Origin of the sequence: Nonomuraea sp. AD125B, assembly GCF_041402765.1 — a bacterium.
Classification (GTDB): Bacteria; Actinomycetota; Actinomycetes; order Streptosporangiales; family Streptosporangiaceae; genus Nonomuraea; species Nonomuraea bangladeshensis.
In genome coordinates this window covers 826,080-845,301 of record NZ_JBGLOU010000002.1, presented here as the reverse complement: position 1 = coordinate 845,301, position 19,222 = coordinate 826,080, and the positions used below count along the sequence as shown (strand labels likewise).

Sequence of the window (19,222 nt, the reverse complement as noted above, 5' to 3'; positions counted from 1 at the left end):
GGACATCCGCCACCACACAGCCGTGACCAGCACCACCACCGCGAGAAGAATCCACCACACAGGCCCACTCCTTACGATCTCTAGATTGTTTAGATCCATTAAGGAAGCATAGATGCCCTAAGATGTCAACGGCGGCCACGGAACGACAAGAGGGGTGATGATGTCCGCACACACCAGCAGGCGGGAACGGCTGCGCCAGGCCACCCTGGAGGAGATCCACGCGGCCGCGCGCAAGCTGCTGGTCGAGCAGGGATCGGCCGCGGTGACCATCAACGCGGTCGCCCGGCAGGTCGGCATGAGCGGCCCGGCCCTCTACCACTACTACTCCGGCCACGACGATCTGGTCGGCGCGGTGACCGCCGACTTCTTCCGCGAACTGGCCGCCGTCATGGAGCAGGCCCGCGACGCCCGTGCCGACGCGCCGACCGGCGACCGCCTGCTGGCCGCCTGCCGCGCCATGCGCGCCTGGGCCATCGCCCACCCCGCCGAGTTCGGCTGGATCTTCGCCAACCCCATCGCCCCGCCGAACCGGCGGCCGGACTCGGTGCGCCACCAGGCCGCGCTGCGGTTCGAGCAGGTCCTACTTGACCTGACGGTCGAGCTGTGGCAGACACGGCCGTTCCCGGTGCCCGACCTGGCTGGCCTGCCCGCGTCCCTGCGTGAGCAGCTGACCGCCTACTCCGCCGCCATCGACGGACGGCTGCCGCCCCAGGCTGCTCACGTCTTCCTGGCGTGCTGGATCAGGCTGTACGGCCTGCTGTGCATGGAAGTCCTGCACCAACTGGACTTCGCCTACACCGACGTGGAGCCCGTCTTCGAAGAGTGCCTGCGCGGCCTGGCCGCCGCCCTCGACCTCGACGGCCACGCGACGGCATGACGTCCGACACCGGCTGCCGATCTCACTTCCGTCATGGGGCGAACAGGACACGGGATTCGAGGTCGAGACGCGTTGTGGGCGCGGTGGCCGGCGGGTTGAGGTTGAGGATCCAGTTGCCGAATCGGCAGATGACGTGGGTGATGTAGGGCGAGATGGTGGCAAGGTCATCGGGATCGACGGGGCGGCCTTCGGCCGCGATGGCGTTGGCGGCGTCGGTGATGTCTCAGGCGGTCGAATGAATGACGCAGTTGGCCAGCAACTCGTTGAACTTGATGATCTTCTCGTGGTAGTCGGGGTCGTTGTGACTGTCTCGCAGTTGGGCGACCAGTTCCGGTCCCTCGCGCTGCCCCTGCTCGTCGTGGCCCTGACCAGGTCCTCGACGCAGGCCGGCTCGTGCGGCGGCTGCCAGGTCGCTGGGTCCTGGCCGGCTTTGGATCTGTTGCTGCGGGCGGTGACCGCGACCAGGTGCCAGGGCTCGGTCAGGTCGTTGGCGTAGTCCCGGCGCTGGGCGGCGGTCCAGTCGTAGGCGTCGGAGTCGAGGGCTTCAGCTAGCGGGACGACATGGTCGACGTCCAGCCGGGCGGGGTCGTCGACGGTCTGGTCGTCGTAGTAGGAGTACCACTGCCCTCCCGACAACCGGCAGCCGTCGCCGACCTGGGGCGGGGTGATGGCTTCGTCGATGAGGACCTCGGCGCAGCGCGTCATCGGTGCGGCGCGGACGGCGCGAGATCGCCTTCTGCTGAGCATCCTCCTCGCTGGCGGCCTGCGGATTGGGGAGGCTCTAGGGCTTCGGCGCGAGGACATGCATCTGCTGCCGGACGCGACTCACCTGGGCTGTGCTCACCGGTGCGCGCACCTGCATGTACGGCCGCGGCAGGACAACGTCAACGGAGCCCGCGCGAAGGGCGGCCGTTCACGCGTCGTGCCTCTGGTGCAGGACTGTGTTCACCGCTATCGCGACCACCTGGCAGAACGAGATCAGATCCGGGGTGCCGCAGGCTCCGATTTCGTGTTCGTGAATGTGACTGGCCCGTTCGCGCGAGGCCGATGTCGTACTCCAACGCCAAGCAGATCATTGAGCGGCTCGGCAACCGGTGCGGTTTTCGCGCCCGTCCGCACATGATGCGGCATACGGCGGCCACTCGATGGATCCGAGGCTCCCATCCTCATGCGCGGGTGGAGCCCATCCCAACGAAGAGGGCGTCGAGGATCCGGTCGACGTAGTCGTGAGTCAGTGGTTCCTGCGTGATCAGCAGTTGGAAGTACAGCGGCCCCGAAAGAATCGCCATCGCCAGCTCCAGATCGAACTGCGGGGACAACTGCCCCTGGTCCCGGGCCGCCCTCAACCGGGCGATGGTCTTGTCCGCCTGTGGCGCGATGAACCGCTCGTTGAGCGCCGCGGCGACCTGCGGCTCGTGCTGGGCCTCGCCGATCAGAGCCTGGAACAGGGGCCCGAAGGGCGGCCTGGCCAGCAGATCGACGGCTGCGTGAATCTGGACCCGCAGGTCGGCGGCGATGTCCCCGGTGTCGGGATAGTCCAGGCCCGCCTCGTTCAGCGACAGCAGCGAGTCCAGCAGCAGCGCGCCCTTGGACGGCCATCGCCGGTAGATGGTGTGCTTCCCGGCCCCGGCGCGGGCCGCGACGGCTTCGATGCTCAGGTTGGTGTAGCCGATCTCCTGGCCCAGCTCCAGCGTGGTCCGCATGATGGCCTCGGTCCGGTCGGCGGCGCGTTGGCTGCGCTTGTCGGTCATGAAGTCACCATAGCGGTACGGCACGTGCCGTGTTGACACCTTCTCCCCGCATTGGCATGCTGCGCTCACGACACGGCACGTGCCGTACTAACATCGGGAGCCTTCCGTGAGATCGCCAACCACAGCGCCGGCACTACGACTCCACGACCTCGTCAAGACGTTCGGCGAGAAGATCGCCGCCGACCATGTCGAGCTCACCGTCCCCCGGGGATCCTTCTATGGCCTGGTCGGGCCGAACGGAGCCGGCAAGACGACCACCCTGTCCATGGCCGTCGGCCTGCTCAGACCGGACGCGGGACGCGCGCTGGTCTGCGGGACCGACGTGTGGAAGGAGCCGCTGGCGTCGCGCCGCCTGATGGGCGTCCTGCCTGACGGGCTGGCCATGCCGGAGCGGCTCACCGGCCGCGAACTCCTCGCATACCTTGGACAGCTCCACGGCCTGAACGCCGGGGAGGCCGACCGGCGGGCGGCCGAACTGCTCGCCGTCATGGAACTCGACGGCTCCGCCGAACGCACCCTGGTCGTGGACTACTCCACCGGCATGCGCAAGAAGATCGGCCTGGCGACCACGCTGCTGCACGCCCCCAAGGTCCTGGTGCTCGACGAACCCTTGGAGGCCGTCGACCCGGTCTCCGCCGCCACCATCAAGAAGATCCTCAAGAGGTTCGTGGAACGCGGCGGTTCGGTGCTGCTGTCCAGCCACGTCATGGCGCTCGTAGAGGAGCTCTGTGACACCGTCGCCGTCATGGCCAAGGGACGCATCGTCGCCGAAGGCCCCCTGGATGAGGTCCGCGGCAGTCGTACGCTGGAGGAGGCCTTCGTCGACCTGGTCGGCGTCACGGTCGGCGGCGGGGCGGGGCTCTCGTGGTTGGGGTCCTGATCCGGATGAAGCTGGCCGTGCTGCGCCACAGCAGGACAGATGCGACGCGGGCGCTCAACGGCCTGGGCTACGGCGTCGGGATCTGCCTTGCCGTCACCACCGTCGTCCTGGCCTTCCTTGACTTCTCCCACCCCCGGCTGCTGATGGACCTGCTCGCGGTGACGTTCGCCCTGTGGGCGCTGGGCTGGGTGGCCGGTCCCATCTTCGCGGGTGAGCCGCCGCTCAACGGGGAGCACTTCCACCGCCAGCCCGTTCCGCGCCGCACGCTGGCCATGGGCCTGCTCGCCGCCGCTCTGGCCGCCGTCACCACCGCCGTCACCCTGCTGGCGTTCGGCGCGCTGATCGTCTTCGCCGCCCGGCTGAGCTGGGTGGCCGTCGTGGTATCGGTCCCCGCGGTGGTGCTGCTCCTGCTCCTGGTGGTGCTGTTGTCCCGGGTGGTCACGCTGCTGTTTCGCATGCTGGCCAAGTCCCGGCTCGGCGGGGTCGTCACCGCGACCGTCACCGCCGCGATGGTCTCGCTGTCCTCCTTCTCCTGGATCCTGATCATCGGGGTCTCCCTGCTGCTGGAGTACGGTTTCCCGCCCGCCTTCTCGATGGTGGTGCGGTCGCTGCCGTCCAGCTGGAGCCTGATCGCCGTTGAGGCGGCCGGCCGCGGCGACTGGCCGTGGACGGTGGGACCGCTGCTCGCCCTGGCCGTGGTCGTAGCCGCGCTGTTCCTGGCCTGGAGTGCCCTGCTCGGACCGCAGCGGATCGCCCGCCCGGTGGTCCGCGGCTCCTCCGCGCAGCAGGCCGTACGGTGGGGCCCGCTGATCCGAGACTTGTTCCGCGGCGACCAGGGAGCCATCTACCTCAAGGAGCTGCGTACCTGGTGGCGCGACCCGGTACGCACCCAGAACATCGTGATGGGCCCCGCCTTCTCGATCATCACCGCGCTGTTCCCACTGATCTTCGGCGTCACCACCGCCTTCCCGTTCGTCGGCGCTGCCGGCGCGCTGATGGCTGCCGCGACCTGCGCCAACTCCTACGGCCAGGACGGCACCGCACTCTGGCTGACTCTGACGGTGCCGGGCCACGAGAAGGCCGACGTCCGTGCCCGCCAGTTGGCGTGGCTGACCGTCTTCGGGCCGCTGACGCTCGCGCTGACACTCGCCGGCTGCCTGCTGCACGGCGACCCTGCCCTGGTGCCGTGGGCGCTGGCCGCCACCCTCGCCGCGCTCGGCGGCGGTTCCGGCCTGCTGGCATGGGTTTCCGTCGTCGCTCTGGTGCCCGGTCCGGACCCGCACCGAAGTAAGAACTCGCCGATGGACCACGGTGATGTCACCGGCCAGTCGTTCCTGATGTGTTTCCTGGTCATCATCACGATGTGCCCCGCGCTCGGGGCCGCCTGGGCGGGCCATGCCCTGGACCTGCCCTCCCTGCTGTGGGCAAGTGTTCCGGTCGCCCTGCTCACCGGCGTGCTCTGTCATGTGATGCTCGGCTCGGTGGCGGCCAGGACGCTGAGGGACAAGGGGCCCGAACTGCTGCACCTGATGCGATCAGGCAAACCGGCCGTCCCCGCCGGGAAGGCGGGGGAGGACGCTGTCGAGTCCCCGTTCTCGACGATGTCGCGCCGGCGTCAGACGCTTCTGTGGTCAGCCATGGCCGTGGGCATCCTCGGACTGTTCCCGCAGGGCCTGGCACCGTTGGGCATCAAGCTCAACGGCTCGCAGGACAAGGTGTGGTTCCTCGCCCTGCACGTACCTGAACCGTGGCAGTGGCCGGTGATCGCCGTCATGATCGCGATCGGCCTCGCCGGCCTCTGGGCCGCCTACCGGGTGTACCGGACGGAGAAGAGCAGGCTGCAGGCAGCCGCTCCCCGAGCCGGGGCGGACCAGCTCACCAGCGCCTGACCTCAGGTCTCCGCTGCCGGCTGCCTCCCCAGGTGCATCGCCGTCGGCTGTCATCGCTGGGGAAGAGATCGGGGATCATGATCGTCGATCTCGGCTGCGGCGGGCGCCGACCGGTGAGGTCTCCGACAGCGAGGATTTCCTTGGCGCCGAAGGCGCGGCTGGCGCCAGAGGGGGTTGCCGTAGTATCCGCCGAACATTCACCACATTTTGCTGTCCAGCGGAAACGCTGGCCTATGACCGGTGGGTCAAAGCCGTGGCAGGCGTCGCTCCGTGCTGGCGTCGCGCTCGCGCAGCATGCGCAGGACGGTGGCCGGGGACGGATGCCGGCCCCTCTTCTTGCCCGTGGTGATGATGAGCCGGGCGGCGATGTCGCGCAGGCTGAAGTTCTGCGCGCGCAGGTGCAGGGCCATGGAGAGCATGGCGTCGTCGGTGACGGCGGCGCCGATGGTCTTGCCCCGGGTACGGGCGGATTCGTGGCCTTCCAGGGTGCGGTCGCGGATGTACTCGCGCTCCATCCCCTACAGCGCAGCCAGCACGGTGAACACCACGCCGGACGGGTCGTGGCTGCCCTGCAGCTCGCCGGTGAGAAACTCCAAGCCGATGGAGGAGGCGCGCAGCTGCTCGGCCAGGGCGGCCAGGTCGAGGCTGCGGCCAAGCCGCTTGTGCTCGTGCACCACGAGGGTGACCGCGACGCCTGCCGAGCGGAGCTCGCGGGCCAGGGCGACGGCCTTGTCGAGCTCGGGCCGGACGGTGGCGCGGGTGGAGATCTTCTCGGCGAAGACGCGGGTGATGCCGGCGGCCGCCAGCGCATCGAGCTGGGTGTCCAGGGACTGGCGGACGGTGGAGGCGCGGGCGTAGCCGATCCGCACATGCCCGGCCGGTTCGGCGCCGGTGGCGGCGGGGCGGGGCAGCTCGATCCAGGCCGTGCCCGGCTTGCGGACGGTCGGGGTTCGCCACGGTGAGTGTCTTGGCGAGCGCGGGCACGAGCCGGAAGCGGGCGGTGTGGTACTGGACGGCGACCTTGCCCTTGCCGGTACGGCAGGGGAGCCGGCCGGGGCGGCGCAGGAGGTCATCGGGCAGGCGTTCCTGTCGACCCCCCTGTGGGTGCGCCGGCAGTACTGGTTTGTGCCTTGTGTGGCGGCAGGTCGGGTGCCGCGGGGACCGTGATGAGAGCGGGCACGCGGCGGGAGTGGATGACTCTCGCGGTGAACCCGACGGCCGCGATGGCGGCGGGCACGGCCAGGTAGCCGCCGCTGAGCACGAGTGTCAGCGCGGTCAGGGCGGTGGCGGCGACGGCGGTCGCGCGCATGCGGCCGGCGGGCAGCAGCCGGGTCGCCGCCAGGGCGCCGATGAACATCACCGCCGCGAGACAGGCGGAGGTCGCCCGCAGCAGCGGGTCCAGGCCGATCGGGCGTACGAGTGCGACCGCGCCGACGACCGCGATGGCCGCTGCGAGCACGGTGAGGCTGCGGTGCGGGGACGATGCGATCCGGCGGGGCAGCAGTCGCTGCTGCGCGAGGGCGACGCCGAGGCGAGAAGCTCCGGCGATGTAGGTGTTGATCGCGCCGAAGGTGAGCACGAGGGCCGCGATCCCGGTGACGGGTTCGGCGGCCGCGCCGAGGCTCGTCCGCATCATCGCGGTCAGCGGCACCGGCGAGGACGCCGCACCGGAACCGACGACCGTCACCGCCACGCTCAGGTAGATGACCGTGATCGCCGCCAGCGTGAGAGCGGTCGCGGTGAGCAGGCGCCGGCCCGCGAAGTCGGCGGACAGGTGGCTGGCGGCCTCCCAGCCGACGAAGGCGAAGATCAGCACGCCGACCGCGCTGCCGACACCGCCGAATCCGTACGGCAGGAACGGCTCGAAACGCTCGGCGCTGACCGCGGGCAGGCTCGCCACGATCGCGGTGGCGAGGACCGCGAGCAGCAGGCCGACCATGACGACCTGCATGCGGCCGCTGGTGCGCAGCCCGGCCGCGTTGGCGGCGAACGCGACCGCCAGCAGCGCGAAGGCGATCACCGTGGCGGTCCGGCTGTCCCAGCCGAACGCGTCCGCCGTGTAGATGCCGCCCGCGAGCGCCCCGGCGAGGGTGCCGATCGGCACGGCGGCGATGAACCACCATCCGACCACCGCGTACGCCCAGCGCCCGATCGCGGTCCCGGCGAAGTGGGCGACGCCGCCGCCGTCGGGGTGGCGCAGGCCGAGCAGCGCGAAGGTGAAGGCGATGGGAACGCTGACGATGATCAGCGCCGCCCAGGCGAGCACCGATCCGGGTCCGGCCGCCTCCGCGGCCAGGTGCGGGAGCACGAGCATGCCCGGTCCCAGTACGCCGCCGAGCACGGTCGCGGTTCCTTGCCAGACTCCCAGCCGGTGTTCTGTCATGGCTGCACGGTAGGCAAACGTTCGGCGCTGCGGGCGGTCAGCCGAACGAATGGTCGGAATCCGGTGTCATGATGGGTGCGTGGACGAACTTGATGCGGGGATCATCCGCCTTTTGCAGTCAGATGCCCGGCTCTCCAACCGGGAGCTCGCCCGGCAGCTCGGCATCGCCCCGTCGACCTGCCTGGAACGGGTACGGTCACTCGCCCGCCGCGGCGTGATCAAGGGCTACCACGCCGAGATCGACCCCGCCGCCCTGAACCGCGGTGTGCAGGCGATGGTCGCCGTGCAGGTCCGGCCGCTGAGCCGGGCCGTCATCGACACCTTCAAGGCCTCGGCGGCGAAGATGCCCGAGGTGCTCAGCGTCTTCGTGCTGTCCGGCGGCGACGATTTCCTGCTGCACGTGGGCGTGCCCGACCTCGACGCCCTGCACGCGTTCCTTCTCGACCGGCTGAGCAAACGCCGCGAGGTCACCGGCTTCCGCTCATCGGTGATCTTTCAGCAGGTCAGCAACCCGGCGCCGAGTCGCCTGGCTCAGTCTTCCTAGCCCCGGCACTGAGGATCGGCACGCCGGCGAACAGGTCGTCCCCGGGAAGGTCGGCCGCGACGTGCGAGCGCGCCACGCACCTCGGGCCGGTCCAAGGCGGGGTCGAGCACGGTGCCGCGTTCGCCGCGCGTGCAGGTGGCCACCAGGTCTTCGGCCTGCTGGAACCGGCGTTGACCGACTACGCGGTGAAGCCGGTGCGGTGGCGGGAACCGGTCAGTTCGTCAGGGTGAGCGGATTGACCAGATCGGCGTAGACCAGCAGATCCGCCATGATCATCATCGCTAGCGCGGCCACGTACGTCAGCGGCAGCACCTTGGCGACATCGACGTGCTTCGGCTTCGGCCGCCGCATGATCGTGGCGAAGCCCCGCTTGAGGCCCTCCCAGAGCCCGCCCGCGATGTGCCCGCCGTCCAGCGGCAGCAGCGGGATCAGGTTGAACAGGCCGATCGCCAGGTTGAAGCCGGCCAGCAGGTTGACGAAGGTTGCGATCTTCTCCTTGTCGGACAGGTCGTCGGAGGCCAGGATCTCGCCACCCAAACGGCCCGCGCCGACCATCCCCACCGGGCCGTCGGGGTCGCGTACCTCGCCGGAGAAGGCCGCGTGCCAGACGCCGACCATCTTCTCCGGCAGGTTGACGATCGAGCCCGCCACCTTCGCCGTCAGCCCGCCCATGTAGCCGATCACCTGGCCGACGCTCTGCTGCTCCATCACCTCGGTGGGCCGCACGCCGAGGAAGCCGACGTTTCTGGGCGGCGTCGCGCGCCGACTCGATCAGGCCCTGCCACGAGCCGGTCGCCGTGCTCCTGAGCTTGCCGGGCTCGTCACCGGGACGGGCCTTCGAGGAGGCTAAGCGCAGAAATCAGCGGTAGCGACCTGGGGCTTCTTGGCCTGTTAGTGATCCGTGATGGCCCGGACTCTCACCGCTCCAGCAAGCCGCCCGCTCAGTTGAGCAGTGGGTACGGCGACGGGGCGCCAAAACCTCGGTGACCTTGGCGATGGCCTCCGGCCCGGGCTTGACGTAGCGCATCGCGGTGCGGGGGTTCTTGTGTCGGGTCTTGCCCATGATGAGCTGCAGCGGCACCTCGGCCTCGCCGAGATGGGTGGCGGCGCTGTGGCGCAGCTGGTGCAGGTCGAGGCCGGCGTACTTGTCCAGCAGGACGCGGACGCGGTCGTAGCCGAGGCGGGCGCGGCCGGTGTGCGGGCAGATGTCGGCGGTCGCGGGGCGGCGGGCGGGGACGGGGCGCCGTTCGGACAGGAACAACGGGCCGTGGGTACGTGAGGTGCCAGCAGGAAGCCGGAGCAGGCGAGGGGCAGCAGGTGGGCGGTGCCGCTGTCCCAGTACACCCATTCGACGGCACCGCCCTTGGAGCGGACGGGGGCGCGGCGGTGCTCCAGGTCGAGGTCCTCGACGTTCAGCGCGAGGATTTCCGCGGCCCTGGCGGCCGTTTCGTGGAGCATGCGCCAGAGCGCCCGCTCGCGCAGCGGGATGTCGCGGCGGGACAGCAGCCGGTGGATGGTGGTCTTGGCCACGGCACGGGTCTCGTCGGCGCTTTCCTTGCGGCGTTCGGCCCCGGCCGGGACTGACGGGGCGGCCCAGCGCTTCTTGGTCTGGCACCAGGTCAGCCAGGAGGTGATGGCGGCGCGGTTGCGGTTCCAGGTCGCCGGCGCGCATCGGCCCCACAACTCGGCGAGCGCGGCGCCGGTGGTACCGGTTGCGGCCGGAGCCGCTGGCGGACATCGACGCCTGGCTCAAACCGTACCGACGGCTGTGGGCCGACCGCCTCGACGCCCTGGAACGCCACCTCGACGCCACCCCAACCGACTAACCCACCATCACCCCACCACCCACCCACGAGCACAGGACCAACAGGACGGGCACCACGGGCGGTGTCGCGCGGCATGCAGGACGTTGTCAGCCAGGCTGGCGGCGTTCGCGCTCACGTTCTTCCGCCGCGAAGATCTCTAGCGGTCCGCGGCCCAGTGGACGTGGCCGTCGGGGCGGATCAGGGCCGCGCCGACCTCGCGCCACTCCCTTGGCACGTCGTCGCCCAGTTCCCCCTCGTACGTGGCCGCGCCCAGGCGGTGGGCGCGATCGGCGACTGGGGCGGGAACGGCCGGGCCGCCCAGGTCGAGGAGAATGTGGCGGGCCTCGTGCAGCAGTTGGTAGAGCGTGCGACCGTCGCTTAGCGGAAGGTCGGGAACGCGGGCGCCGGTGAGCGGGTGGGCTGCGGGTTCGGCAGATCCAGCGGCACTGGGGACACCGGCAGGTGGGTACGCGACGTCGAGCGCCGCCAGCCGGGCCGCCAGCCTCAGCGACAGCTCCGGGACCTCGGCGATCAGCTTGCCGAGGAGCGCCCGCAACGCCTGCCCCTCCGGGCTGAAGGCCGTGATCAGCGCCGTCTGCGCCTTGCTGCTCTCCAGCAGGTCCGCGCCCACCGGATGGCGTTCGGCGTGGTAGCCGTCGAGCAGGCTCTCCGGGGCACGGCCGTGAACGACCGCGGCCAGCCGCCAGCCGAGGTTCATGGCGTCCTGGACGCCCACGTTGAGCCCGACGCCGCCGGTCGGGAAGTGCATGTGCGCGGCATCGCCGGCGAGCAGGACCCGGCCCGCCCGGTACGCCGCCGCCTGCCGCGAGGCGTTCCCGAATCTGGACAACCACACCGGGTCCCGCATGCCGAGGTCGCGCCCCAGCACCCGTACGACGTACGAGCGCAGCTCCTCCAGCGTCAGGTCGCCGGCGGGCTCGCCGGGCACGACGCCGACGACCCGGTGCAGCCCGCCGGGCATCGCGACGACCATGACCCCGCCGCCCTCGGTGAGGGCGGACGTGCCGGGCTCGGCGGGCGGGTCGTCGAGGCGGACGTCGCCGAGGAAGCCGTACACGGTGGCGTCGGTGCCGGGAAAATCGATGCCTGCGGCGCGGCGCACCGTGCTGCCGGCCCCGTCGCACCCGGCGACGTAGCGGGCGCGGACCGCGTACGGGCCGTCGGGACCCTCAACGGTCAAGGAGACGGCGTCGGCATCCTGCGTCAGCCCGGTCACCGCGTGCCCCCGTAGCACGCGGGCACCGAGCTCGCGGGCGTGCCGTTCCAGCACCTCCTCGGTACGGGCCTGCGGGAAGAACAGCGTGTACGGGTGCCGCGTGGGCAGCGGCCGGAAGTCCAGCCGGGTCTCCAGCATCCCGAAGTGCCCGTTCGGGAGGGTGATGCCGGCGTCCAGGAACTCCTTCTCGATCCCGCGCATGGCCAGCACCTCGATCGTCCGCGGGTGCAGGGTCAGCGCCTTGGAGTGCGGGCTCGGCCGCCCGGCCCGCTCGAGCACGAGGACCGGCACGCCGGCGCGCCGCAGCTCGCCCGCCAGCCACAACCCCACCGGCCCGGCCCCGACGACGATCACGTCTTCCATGAGGACCCTTCCTCTCTTGGTCAGTGACCAACAGTGTGGCCCGGATATCCTTGGTCGGCAACCAAGAGAGGCGAAATGGGGTCCCGGTGGCGAACACGCGGCGGCAGGGCGAGATCGCCACGACCGCGCTCGAACTGCTCGACGAGCGGGGCGCGGACGCGGTCAGCCTGCGCGCGGTGGCCGAGCGGATGGGCGTACGGCTGAACACGGTGTCGTGGCACGTCAAGACCAAGGCGCGGCTGCTGGAGCTGATGGCCGACGCGATCGTCGCCCGCGTGTCGCTGGAGGACCTGCCGCCGGACCCGGCCGAGCGGTTCCGGGAGGTGGCGCACCGCTACCGGCGGGCGCTGCTGGGCTTCCGCGACGGCGCCCGGGTGGTCGCGGGGACGTACCCGGCGGGGGAGCACACGCTGCGCACGGCGGAGGCCGTCGTCGGGGCGCTGCTGGAGTGCGGGCTGGACGAGCGGGAGGCGGCGTGGACGGCCTGGACGGCGGTGTACTTCACGCTCGGGCTGACCCAGGAGGAGCAGGGGGCGCCCACCTCGATGGGCGACGTCCTGCGCACGGCGGTGACCCCAGAGGCATATCCGGCGCTCACCCGCACGCTGGGCCACCTGGCCGGGGGGACGTTCGAGGAACGCTTCGCCTTCGGCCTGGACCTGATCTCGCGTCGGGCCGGCCCCTGAGCTGGAACGCGCGTGGGTTCAGCGGTCCTTGGCGGGCTTGCGGTGGATGACGGCCCGGTCCCCCGGCCTCGCCGCTCCCGTCCCACTGATCAAACCAGGCAAGGCCCGGGGCTACGCGCCGTGGGAGGGCCGGGCGGGTGGGGGCGCGGCCGAGACGATCAGGACGGTGGCCGGTCCGCCACGCGACCACAGCGAATGCCGCGCCGAGGCGTCGAAGTGCAGCGCGTCCCCGGCGGCCAGCGCCACCTCCTCCCCGCCGATCCGCGCCGCGACCTGGCCGCGCACCACGTAAACCCACTCCTCCCCGGCGTGCACGGCGGTCCGCTCGGGCCGGTCGGCGGTGAGGTCCAGGCGCACCGCCTCCAGGGCGGAGCGCGGGCCGAGGCCGGTCATCGTCGCGTAAGGCCCGTCGGGCCCGTCGTGCACGGGCGCGGTGGCGCCGCGCACCACGTGGTGCTCGGCGGGCCGCCCTTCGCCGACGAGCTCGCCCAGCGAGATCCCGTACGCCCGCGCGAGCTGGAACAACGACCCGATGGACGGCTGGCGCTCGCCCTTCTCCATCCGGGACAGGTGCGCGGCGGAGATGCCGGTCCAGTCGGCGAGCGTGGTGAGTGTCAGCCCGCGCTCGCGCCGCAGCTCGCTGAGCCGCGCCGCGACCCGCTGCTCTGGATCTTCGCCGCCCTGCTCGGCCGGCACGTGAGAGGCCACGGCCGGGATTCTAGCGTCTTTGCCTGAGAGACGAATTATCTTGCCTCAGAGGTTGACGTACCAGCCGGGCGCGTCCCATCCTGGGCACACGCCGAAGGGAGCCCACCATGACGATCTCCACCCAGGACGGCCCGCCTCCCGAGCTCGACCTCGACGAGGCCCCCACGTACGCGTCCGCCCCGGTCGAGGAGCAGCGGCTGCACCGCAAGCGCCAGCTCGCCGCCGCGTTCCGGATCTTCGCCAGGTACGGGTACGACGAGGGCGTGGCCGGCCACATCACCGCCCGCGACCCGGAGCTGACCGACCACTTCTGGGTCAACCCGTACTCCGTACACTTCTCCCGGATCAAGGTGAGCGACCTGCTGCTCGTCGACGCGCGGGGCCGGATCGCGCACGGCGCGCGGCGCACCAACAAGGCCGCGTTCTGGATCCACTCCTCCGTCCACGACGCCCGCCCGGACGTGGTGGCCGTGGCGCACGCGCATACCATCCACGGCCGGGCGTGGGCGGCGATGGACCGGCCGCTGGATCCGATCGTGCAGGAGTCGTGCGCGTTCTGGCGCGACCACGTGCTCTTCGACGAATACCGCGGGCTGGTGCTCGAACGGGACGAGGGCGAGCGGATCGCGGCCCGGCTGGGTCAGGCGCGCGGCGCGATCCTGCGCCATCACGGCCTGCTGACGGTCGGCCGGACCGTGGAGGAGGCCGCCTGGTGGTTCATCGCGATGAACCGCGCCTGCGAGATGCAGCTGCTGGCCGAGGCCGCGGGCACACCGCGGGTCATGACCGACGAGGAGGCCGAGGTGGCGCACCGCCAGTTCGGCAGCGCCAACATGGCCCGCAACAACTTCCAGCTCCTGTCGTCACTGATCTTCGAGGAGGAGCCCGATGTCCTCGACTGACCCGCGCCGGACGTACGTGCTGGTCCACGGCTCGTGGAGCGGCGGCTGGATCTGGTCCCGGCTGTCCCCGCTGCTCGTGGCGGCCGGGCACGAGGTGCTCGCGCCCACGCTGCCCGGGCTCGCCGAGCGGGCCGGCCACCCGCGCGGCGCGGCGATCGGCCTGGCCGCGCACATCGACGATCTGCTCGCCCAGCTGGAGCGTTCCGACCTGCGACAGGTCACGCTGGTGGGGCACAGCTACGGCGGCATGGTGATCACCGGGGTGGCCGGCCGGGCGCCGGAACGGGTGTCCGGGCTGGTCTACCTCGACGCCTTCGTTCCGGAGCCCGGGCAGTCCTGCTTCGACCTGGTGCCGTGGCTGCCCGGCGTGTTCGCCGAGCTGGCCCCGAACGGGGAGTTCGCCCAGCCGCTCGACCCGGCCGCGCTGGGCGTGGACGACCCGGACGACGCCGAGTGGCTGCGCGCCCGTTCCACCGCGATGCCGATACGCACGCACAGCGAGCCCTTGCCAGGACCGGCGTGTCCCGCGGACCTGCCCACGATGTTCGTCCGCTGCCTGGGCTTCGAGGCGTTCGCCGACACCGCCGCGCGGTTCCGGGCGCTCGGCCGGCCGGTCGCGGAGCTCGACTCCCACCACTTCGCCCAGGTGAGCCGACCCGCCGAGCTGGCGGAACTGCTGCTCGCCGACGTGCCCGCCGGAACGGGGACCGCCGCGTGACCGCCCTGGAGCGGGTCGACCCGCCCGCGCTCTGCCAGCCGGTACAGGGCCTGTACACCCAGGTGGTGATCGCTCCGGCCGGGCGGACGGCGTACGTGGCCGGGCAGGTCGCGCTCGACGCCGCCGGCGAGCTGGTCGGGCCGGGCGACTACGCGGCGCAGGCGCGGCAGGCGTTCCGCAACGTCCGGCTGGCGCTGGAGGGCGTCGGCGCCAAGCCCGCCGACCTGGTGCGGCACAACATCTACGTCGTCGACCACCGCCCCGAGCTGGTATCGGTGATCTTCGGGGCCGCCCAGGAGGCGTACGGCGACCCGTGGCCGCTGGCCGCCAGCACCCTCCTCGGCGTCCAGGCCCTCGGCCTTCCCGGCTGGCTCATCGAGGTCGAGGCCACGGCTCTCCTCCCCTGAGCCCCGTCCATCCTCCCGAGGGCGGCCGCCCCTGGGGGGATGGCGACAATCCTCGTTCCACAAGCTTCGCCCGCGAGGCCCTGTTCGGCGGCTTCCAGGGTTCCTGTGATCTGCTCTGACGGTCAGGGGAAATCCTGGTAGGTGGTCAAAGAAGCCGCTGGTAGACGGCCTGTCCGGCCTACTGTGGCTGTGACTGTCTGGACGTGGTGAATCGCCGCCGACGAGATGGGCGTGCCACTTGCGTCCGTACGCGTGGAGTACGGCGACTCCGACCTGCCGCCCGGCCCCGGCGCGATCGGCTCGGGTGCAGACCGCCAGCGCCGCGGCAGGCGTCATCGACGCCTGCGCCAAGCTGAAGAAGACCGTGCTCGCCCTGGCCCGCCGCGCCACTGCACGGCCCAGCCGAGCTTGGTCGCCGCCCGGACGGGCGCCGTCACCGAACCGGTACGAAGATCAACTCCCTGCCGCTGATTTCTGCACTCAGCCTCCTCGAAGGCCGACGCGGCGGCAGCATGCCGACCCCGCGGATGTAGCCGCCGAACGGGATCCACTTGACGCCGTACTCGGTCTCGCCTCTGCGCCGGGACCAGGTGGCCGACCTCGTGCAGCGCGATGGAGATCATCAACCCGAGGAGGAAGAGGACGATCCCCGCGACGTAGAGCGAAAGGTGCGAAGATCCAAGTTAGTCGAACCGGGCCGCTCCTGTCGGCTGCGGGAGGCCGGCTCGGCGGGATCTGGTGAGTGACCACAGGGATGCCGCCATGAGCAGGGCGGTCAGCCCGCCGCAGATCATGACGGTGGAGACCGAGAAGGCGTCGACGACGCGTCCGCCGAGGAAAGCGCCGAGGGCGAAGGTCGCCTGGAAGGAGGAGGTGAAGACGACCGTGGCGGCTTCGGGCGCGTGAGGGGCGGCGGTGAGGAACGAGGCCTGCGAGCAGACGGGCACGCCTCCGTAGGCCAGGCCCCAGATCACGAGCAGCACCACGGCCCCGATGGCGGTGCCGCCTGCCGAGGGCAGCAGCAGGGTGGTGGCCGCGATCAGGCAGCCGCAGGTCACGAATGCGGCGCGCAGGCGGGTGCCGGTGGCCTTGCCCGCCAGGAAGTTGCCGGCGATTCCGGCGATGCCGTACGCCAGCAGGACGGCGCTGACGGCCGCGGGAGGCAGGCCGGTGACGTCCTGGAGGAAGGGCGTGACGTAGGTGTAGGTGCCGAAGTGGGCCAGGACGATGAGGAAGGTGGCCGACAGGGCGATGCCGGCGCCCCGGGTGCGTAGCAGGTCGAGCAGGACGCGAGGGGTGGTGACCTGGTGGGCGGGCAGCGGCGGCAGCAGCATCAGCAGGGCGGCCAGGACGAGGACGGCCAGCGCGGCCAGGACCAGGAAGGCGGTCCGCCAGCCGGCGAGGTCGCCGATGAGGGTGCCGGCCGGTACGCCGAGCACGGAGCCCAGTGGCACGGCGGAGAAGATCACGGCGGTGGCGGTGCCGACGGCGTGCGGCGGCATCAGGCGGCCGGCCAGCCCGGCCCCGATCGACCAGAAGCCGCCGATGGTGAGACCGACCAGCACCCTGGAGATCAGCATGACCCCGTAGGAGGTCGCCACCGCCGCCAGCACGTCGGCCACGGCGAGCACCGCCATGAGGGCGCACAGCATCACGCGGCGGTCCAGACGCGCGGTGGTCAGTGTGACGGTGGGCGCGGCGACCGCGGCGACGATGCCGGGCAGGGCCATGGTCAGCCCCGTGATGCCGTCGGAGATGCCGAAGTCGGCGCCGATGGCGGTCAGCAGGCCGATGGGCAGGATCTCGCTGGTGACGATGGCGAAGATGCCCAGCATGAGCGCGGTGACGGCGAGCCAGTTGATGAGGGGCGGGCGGGGTCGTACGAGCGTGGTGGTGGACATGGTTCCCGTTCAGGCAGGTGCAGGTGGCGTACAGGGACCACAGCCAAGCAGGGGGGAAGCAGGAGGTGCTGGCATGTTTCGGACGCAACCGTCGCCATGACTCGCGCACCGTCAGCGCCCGTGCGGTCGTCAGGGCCGAGGAGGCCGTGAGCACCCCGGCACAGCTTCGAGCCCGCCGCCCTGCGCAGGCGCGGCCGGTCCTGTACGGACACGGCCGCGGGCAACGCAGGGCTACTGGATCGCGGCCAGGTCCAAGACGTACATCTCGTCCTTGATCGGGTAGGTCATCAGCCGGTCGAGGCCGCCGTCGGGGATCGCCATCCGTCCTTGCGCGTCAGGCCGTACGCCGAGGTCGGCGGACCTGCCGGTGTCGGCGTCGTAGAGCGTCAATATGCCGTGGTTTTCCGGTCCCCTCAACGTGACCTTGAAGAAGCGCTCCAGGCCGGCGTCGTCGCCTTCCTGGAAGGTCATCGGCAGGTCGCGCTCGTGGGAGCCGTCACGGTCGCGGACGAACCATCGCAGGGTGGTCCGGTTCCGTACGGTGTCCGGGCAGCGGCGGGTGCCGCACTTGATCTCCTTGCCGGAGCGGTCGCGGGGACGCTCGACCTTGACGGTCTTGTAGCGCACGGCCACGCCCGCGCACCGTTCGAGGCCGCACCTGACCTCCTCATCGGCCTTGATCACGGCGTCGCGCCGCTCACCGGTCTCGACGTTGAGCAGCTCGCGGAAGGTCGACTTCCCGTCGTGAACGCCCACCCACGGCCACTGCAGGATGTGGTGCCGCTCGGCGCCCTTCACCGGCTGCGGCGAGCCCCCGCTCAGCGGCACCCGGTAGACCCCTCCCTTCTCGTAGGCGAAGACCACGTCCGAACCCGTCACGGCCAGCCCGTTGATGTGCCCCTGCTTCATGACGTTCCCGAGGGGGACGTCGGTCACCGGCCGGGGCCGGCCGCCGGCGGCCGGCACCGTCCAGATCCGGGCGACGCGCGGGCTGCCCGCCTCCTTGTAGGACGCCCACCAGACGATGTTGCCGCCACCGGCGGCGACGCCGTCGGCGAAGATCGCCGATCCCTTCGTCGGGGGAATCTCGGCGATCTTCCTGGGCCGGCCGGTGCCCAGGTCGTAGCTCCACAGGAACTGACGCTTTCCGTCGTTCACGCCCGTCATGACCAGCAGCGTGCGATCGTCGAGGAGCAGCTGCGGGTAGTACGTGCGGCCGTCGGGCAGCTTGGCCGGGATCTTGTGTACGGCCTGCGGCCAGACCTTCTCGACGCGTGGCGGAATCTTGTCCGCCGGCGGCTCGGCCTCGCCGGTCGCGCTGACCGCCGGCTGCGGCTCGGCCGACGCGCCCAAGCCGCTCACCGCCGTGCCCCCTCCGCCGGCCACCAGGACCACGGCCGTGGCCGCGTACACGGCGGCGGTCCGGGCCCGCCGCCGGCGGTGGCGCGTCTTGACCGTCGCGAGCAGCCCGGCCGGCGCCTGCGGCGCCCGCTGCGCCGCACCGGCGAAGACGTGGCTCAGCTTGTCTTCCAGCTCGGTCATCGCATGCTCCTGTCGATCGCCGGTGCGGAGGAGAGGGAGGAACGCAGCTTGTCCAGGCCCCGGAAGGCCTGGCTGCGCACGGTTCCTGAGGAGATGCCGAGCACCTTGGCGATCTCGGCGTCGCTGAGCTGTTCGTAGTAGCGCAGCACCAGCACGGCACGCTGCCTGCGGGGCAGCGCGGCGAGCTCTTCCCAGAGACCCTGGTCCTCGTCGGGAGGGAAGACCTCGTGGTGAATGCGGTCCGGCGGCTCTCCCGCGAGGTGTTCACGCCTGCGCCGCCGCCAGACGCTGATGTGCAGGCGCGCCATCGTGGTACGGACGTAACTGTGCGGGCTGTCCTTGCGTCTCACTCTCGACCAGGCGCCGCACAGCCGTACCAGAGCCTCCTGGACCAGGTCGGCGGCGTCATGGGGGTTTCCCGTCAGGACGTATCCGTAGCGGAGCAGCGCGTCCGTCTGCTCGGCCACGAAGTCGTCGAAGCCGGCTTCGTCATCCACTTGTCGTAGTCCCTTCGGCAGTCACGTCCCAGACGGCCGAAGGGACGAAGATGTTGCATCGCTCGGTCCATGCCTTCTCCGGCACCTGACGAAAGTAGGGGCGCGGGCCGGTCTTTCGGGCATGTCGGGCAG

21 protein-coding genes are annotated in these 19,222 nt (G+C 71.1%); 10 read left to right on the top strand and 11 right to left on the bottom strand.

Going from position 1 to position 19,222, the window contains the following annotated elements:
• Window positions 1-157 precede the first annotated feature (157 nt).
• Both ACBR40_RS08960 and ACBR40_RS08955 read left to right on the top strand, forming a co-directional pair.
• Window positions 158-877: a TetR/AcrR family transcriptional regulator gene (locus tag ACBR40_RS08960; protein ID WP_371248275.1), complete on the top strand. Its 720-nt coding sequence runs from the start codon at window positions 158-160 to the stop codon at window positions 875-877.
• 667 nt (window positions 878-1,544) lie between these two features.
• The gene (locus ACBR40_RS08955; RefSeq protein ID WP_371248274.1) at window positions 1,545-2,000 is read left to right on the top strand and encodes a tyrosine-type recombinase/integrase; all 456 of its coding nucleotides are present in this window, start codon (window positions 1,545-1,547) and stop codon (window positions 1,998-2,000) included.
• Window positions 2,001-2,043: 43 nt separating this feature from the next.
• On the opposite strand, the gene ACBR40_RS08950 is transcribed toward ACBR40_RS08955, so the two are convergent.
• Window positions 2,044-2,628 (bottom strand): TetR/AcrR family transcriptional regulator, encoded by a 585-nt coding sequence (locus ACBR40_RS08950; RefSeq protein WP_371248273.1) that lies wholly within the window; start codon window positions 2,626-2,628, stop codon window positions 2,044-2,046.
• A gap of 106 nt (window positions 2,629-2,734) precedes the next feature.
• Here ACBR40_RS08950 and ACBR40_RS08945 point away from each other — a divergent pair, with 106 nt between their 5' ends.
• Both ACBR40_RS08945 and ACBR40_RS08940 read left to right on the top strand, forming a co-directional pair.
• A complete protein-coding gene (locus tag ACBR40_RS08945) occupies window positions 2,735-3,508 on the top strand; it encodes an ABC transporter ATP-binding protein (protein ID WP_344207266.1) in 774 nt (257 codons plus the stop codon).
• Window positions 3,493-5,397 carry a hypothetical protein gene (locus tag ACBR40_RS08940; RefSeq protein WP_371248272.1) on the top strand — a complete coding sequence of 635 codons (1,905 nt, stop codon included), beginning with the start codon at window positions 3,493-3,495 and terminating at the stop codon, window positions 5,395-5,397. Before ACBR40_RS08945 ends, ACBR40_RS08940 begins: the two co-directional genes overlap by 16 nt.
• 245 nt (window positions 5,398-5,642) lie before the next feature.
• On the opposite strand, the gene ACBR40_RS08935 is transcribed toward ACBR40_RS08940, so the two are convergent.
• The 3 genes from ACBR40_RS08935 to ACBR40_RS08925 form a co-directional block, all read right to left on the bottom strand.
• Window positions 5,643-5,912 carry a hypothetical protein gene (locus ACBR40_RS08935; protein WP_344207268.1) on the bottom strand — a complete coding sequence of 90 codons (270 nt, stop codon included), beginning with the start codon at window positions 5,910-5,912 and terminating at the stop codon, window positions 5,643-5,645.
• Window positions 5,913-5,915: 3 nt separating this feature from the next.
• Window positions 5,916-6,266 (bottom strand): recombinase family protein, encoded by a 351-nt coding sequence (locus ACBR40_RS08930; protein WP_344207269.1) that lies wholly within the window; start codon window positions 6,264-6,266, stop codon window positions 5,916-5,918.
• A 200-nt stretch (window positions 6,267-6,466) separates the two neighbouring features.
• Complete coding sequence (locus tag ACBR40_RS08925; protein WP_371248271.1) at window positions 6,467-7,780, bottom strand: APC family permease; 1,314 nt, start codon at window positions 7,778-7,780, stop codon at window positions 6,467-6,469.
• A 79-nt stretch (window positions 7,781-7,859) separates the two neighbouring features.
• Here ACBR40_RS08925 and ACBR40_RS08920 point away from each other — a divergent pair, with 79 nt between their 5' ends.
• The gene (locus tag ACBR40_RS08920) at window positions 7,860-8,324 is read left to right on the top strand and encodes an Lrp/AsnC family transcriptional regulator (RefSeq protein ID WP_344207271.1); all 465 of its coding nucleotides are present in this window, start codon (window positions 7,860-7,862) and stop codon (window positions 8,322-8,324) included.
• A gap of 213 nt (window positions 8,325-8,537) precedes the next feature.
• Here ACBR40_RS08920 and ACBR40_RS08915 read toward each other — a convergent pair whose 3' ends face one another.
• The gene (locus ACBR40_RS08915; RefSeq protein WP_371248270.1) at window positions 8,538-9,050 is read right to left on the bottom strand and encodes a site-2 protease family protein; all 513 of its coding nucleotides are present in this window, start codon (window positions 9,048-9,050) and stop codon (window positions 8,538-8,540) included.
• A 133-nt stretch (window positions 9,051-9,183) separates the two neighbouring features.
• Complete coding sequence (locus ACBR40_RS08910; protein WP_371248269.1) at window positions 9,184-9,585, bottom strand: tyrosine-type recombinase/integrase; 402 nt, start codon at window positions 9,583-9,585, stop codon at window positions 9,184-9,186.
• A gap of 125 nt (window positions 9,586-9,710) precedes the next feature.
• Here ACBR40_RS08910 and ACBR40_RS08905 point away from each other — a divergent pair, with 125 nt between their 5' ends.
• Window positions 9,711-9,908, top strand: a complete 198-nt coding sequence (locus ACBR40_RS08905; protein WP_371248268.1) for a hypothetical protein — start codon at window positions 9,711-9,713, stop codon at window positions 9,906-9,908.
• A gap of 378 nt (window positions 9,909-10,286) precedes the next feature.
• Here the strand turns inward: ACBR40_RS08905 and ACBR40_RS08900 are convergent, their stop codons facing one another.
• Complete coding sequence (locus ACBR40_RS08900; protein ID WP_371248267.1) at window positions 10,287-11,729, bottom strand: FAD-dependent monooxygenase; 1,443 nt, start codon at window positions 11,727-11,729, stop codon at window positions 10,287-10,289.
• A gap of 86 nt (window positions 11,730-11,815) precedes the next feature.
• Here ACBR40_RS08900 and ACBR40_RS08895 point away from each other — a divergent pair, with 86 nt between their 5' ends.
• The gene (locus tag ACBR40_RS08895) at window positions 11,816-12,415 is read left to right on the top strand and encodes a TetR/AcrR family transcriptional regulator C-terminal domain-containing protein (RefSeq protein WP_371248266.1); all 600 of its coding nucleotides are present in this window, start codon (window positions 11,816-11,818) and stop codon (window positions 12,413-12,415) included.
• Window positions 12,416-12,526: 111 nt separating this feature from the next.
• Here the strand turns inward: ACBR40_RS08895 and ACBR40_RS08890 are convergent, their stop codons facing one another.
• Window positions 12,527-13,123 (bottom strand): helix-turn-helix domain-containing protein, encoded by a 597-nt coding sequence (locus tag ACBR40_RS08890; protein WP_371248264.1) that lies wholly within the window; start codon window positions 13,121-13,123, stop codon window positions 12,527-12,529.
• A gap of 107 nt (window positions 13,124-13,230) precedes the next feature.
• Here ACBR40_RS08890 and ACBR40_RS08885 point away from each other — a divergent pair, with 107 nt between their 5' ends.
• From ACBR40_RS08885 to ACBR40_RS08875, 3 genes are read left to right on the top strand one after another with little or no spacing between them, the layout of a single operon-like run.
• On the top strand, window positions 13,231-14,025 hold the full coding sequence (locus ACBR40_RS08885; RefSeq protein ID WP_344207279.1) for a class II aldolase/adducin family protein: 795 nt from the start codon (window positions 13,231-13,233) through the stop codon (window positions 14,023-14,025).
• Window positions 14,012-14,743, top strand: coding sequence for an alpha/beta hydrolase (locus tag ACBR40_RS08880; RefSeq protein ID WP_344207280.1), 732 nt, complete (start codon window positions 14,012-14,014; stop codon window positions 14,741-14,743). Before ACBR40_RS08885 ends, ACBR40_RS08880 begins: the two co-directional genes overlap by 14 nt.
• Window positions 14,740-15,150: a RidA family protein gene (locus ACBR40_RS08875; RefSeq protein WP_344207281.1), complete on the top strand. Its 411-nt coding sequence runs from the start codon at window positions 14,740-14,742 to the stop codon at window positions 15,148-15,150. Before ACBR40_RS08880 ends, ACBR40_RS08875 begins: the two co-directional genes overlap by 4 nt.
• 683 nt (window positions 15,151-15,833) lie before the next feature.
• Here the strand turns inward: ACBR40_RS08875 and ACBR40_RS08870 are convergent.
• From ACBR40_RS08870 to ACBR40_RS08860, 3 genes are all read right to left on the bottom strand, one after another.
• Complete coding sequence (locus ACBR40_RS08870) at window positions 15,834-17,051, bottom strand: MFS transporter (protein WP_371248263.1); 1,218 nt, start codon at window positions 17,049-17,051, stop codon at window positions 15,834-15,836.
• Window positions 17,052-17,282: 231 nt separating this feature from the next.
• Complete coding sequence (locus ACBR40_RS08865) at window positions 17,283-18,593, bottom strand: TolB family protein (protein WP_371248262.1); 1,311 nt, start codon at window positions 18,591-18,593, stop codon at window positions 17,283-17,285.
• Window positions 18,590-19,090: a SigE family RNA polymerase sigma factor gene (locus tag ACBR40_RS08860; RefSeq protein WP_344207284.1), complete on the bottom strand. Its 501-nt coding sequence runs from the start codon at window positions 19,088-19,090 to the stop codon at window positions 18,590-18,592. Before ACBR40_RS08860 ends, ACBR40_RS08865 begins: the two co-directional genes overlap by 4 nt.
• Between the last annotated feature and the right edge of the window lie 132 nt (window positions 19,091-19,222).

Excerpts from the sequence above, each read along its gene's own strand:
- ACBR40_RS08925 (WP_371248271.1), bottom strand. The coding sequence starts at position 7,780 with ATGACAGAACACCGGCTGGGAGTCTGGCAAGGAACCGCGACCGTGCTC.
- ACBR40_RS08865 (WP_371248262.1), bottom strand. The coding sequence starts at position 18,593 with ATGACCGAGCTGGAAGACAAGCTGAGCCACGTCTTCGCCGGTGCGGCG.
- ACBR40_RS08950 (WP_371248273.1), bottom strand. The coding sequence starts at position 2,628 with ATGACCGACAAGCGCAGCCAACGCGCCGCCGACCGGACCGAGGCCATC.
- ACBR40_RS08935 (WP_344207268.1), bottom strand. The coding sequence starts at position 5,912 with ATGGAGCGCGAGTACATCCGCGACCGCACCCTGGAAGGCCACGAATCC.
- ACBR40_RS08960 (WP_371248275.1), top strand. The coding sequence starts at position 158 with ATGATGTCCGCACACACCAGCAGGCGGGAACGGCTGCGCCAGGCCACC.
- ACBR40_RS08870 (WP_371248263.1), bottom strand. The coding sequence starts at position 17,051 with ATGTCCACCACCACGCTCGTACGACCCCGCCCGCCCCTCATCAACTGG.
- ACBR40_RS08885 (WP_344207279.1), top strand. The coding sequence starts at position 13,231 with ATGACGATCTCCACCCAGGACGGCCCGCCTCCCGAGCTCGACCTCGAC.
- ACBR40_RS08880 (WP_344207280.1), top strand. The coding sequence starts at position 14,012 with ATGTCCTCGACTGACCCGCGCCGGACGTACGTGCTGGTCCACGGCTCG.
- ACBR40_RS08955 (WP_371248274.1), top strand. The coding sequence starts at position 1,545 with ATGGCTTCGTCGATGAGGACCTCGGCGCAGCGCGTCATCGGTGCGGCG.
- ACBR40_RS08900 (WP_371248267.1), bottom strand. The coding sequence starts at position 11,729 with ATGGAAGACGTGATCGTCGTCGGGGCCGGGCCGGTGGGGTTGTGGCTG.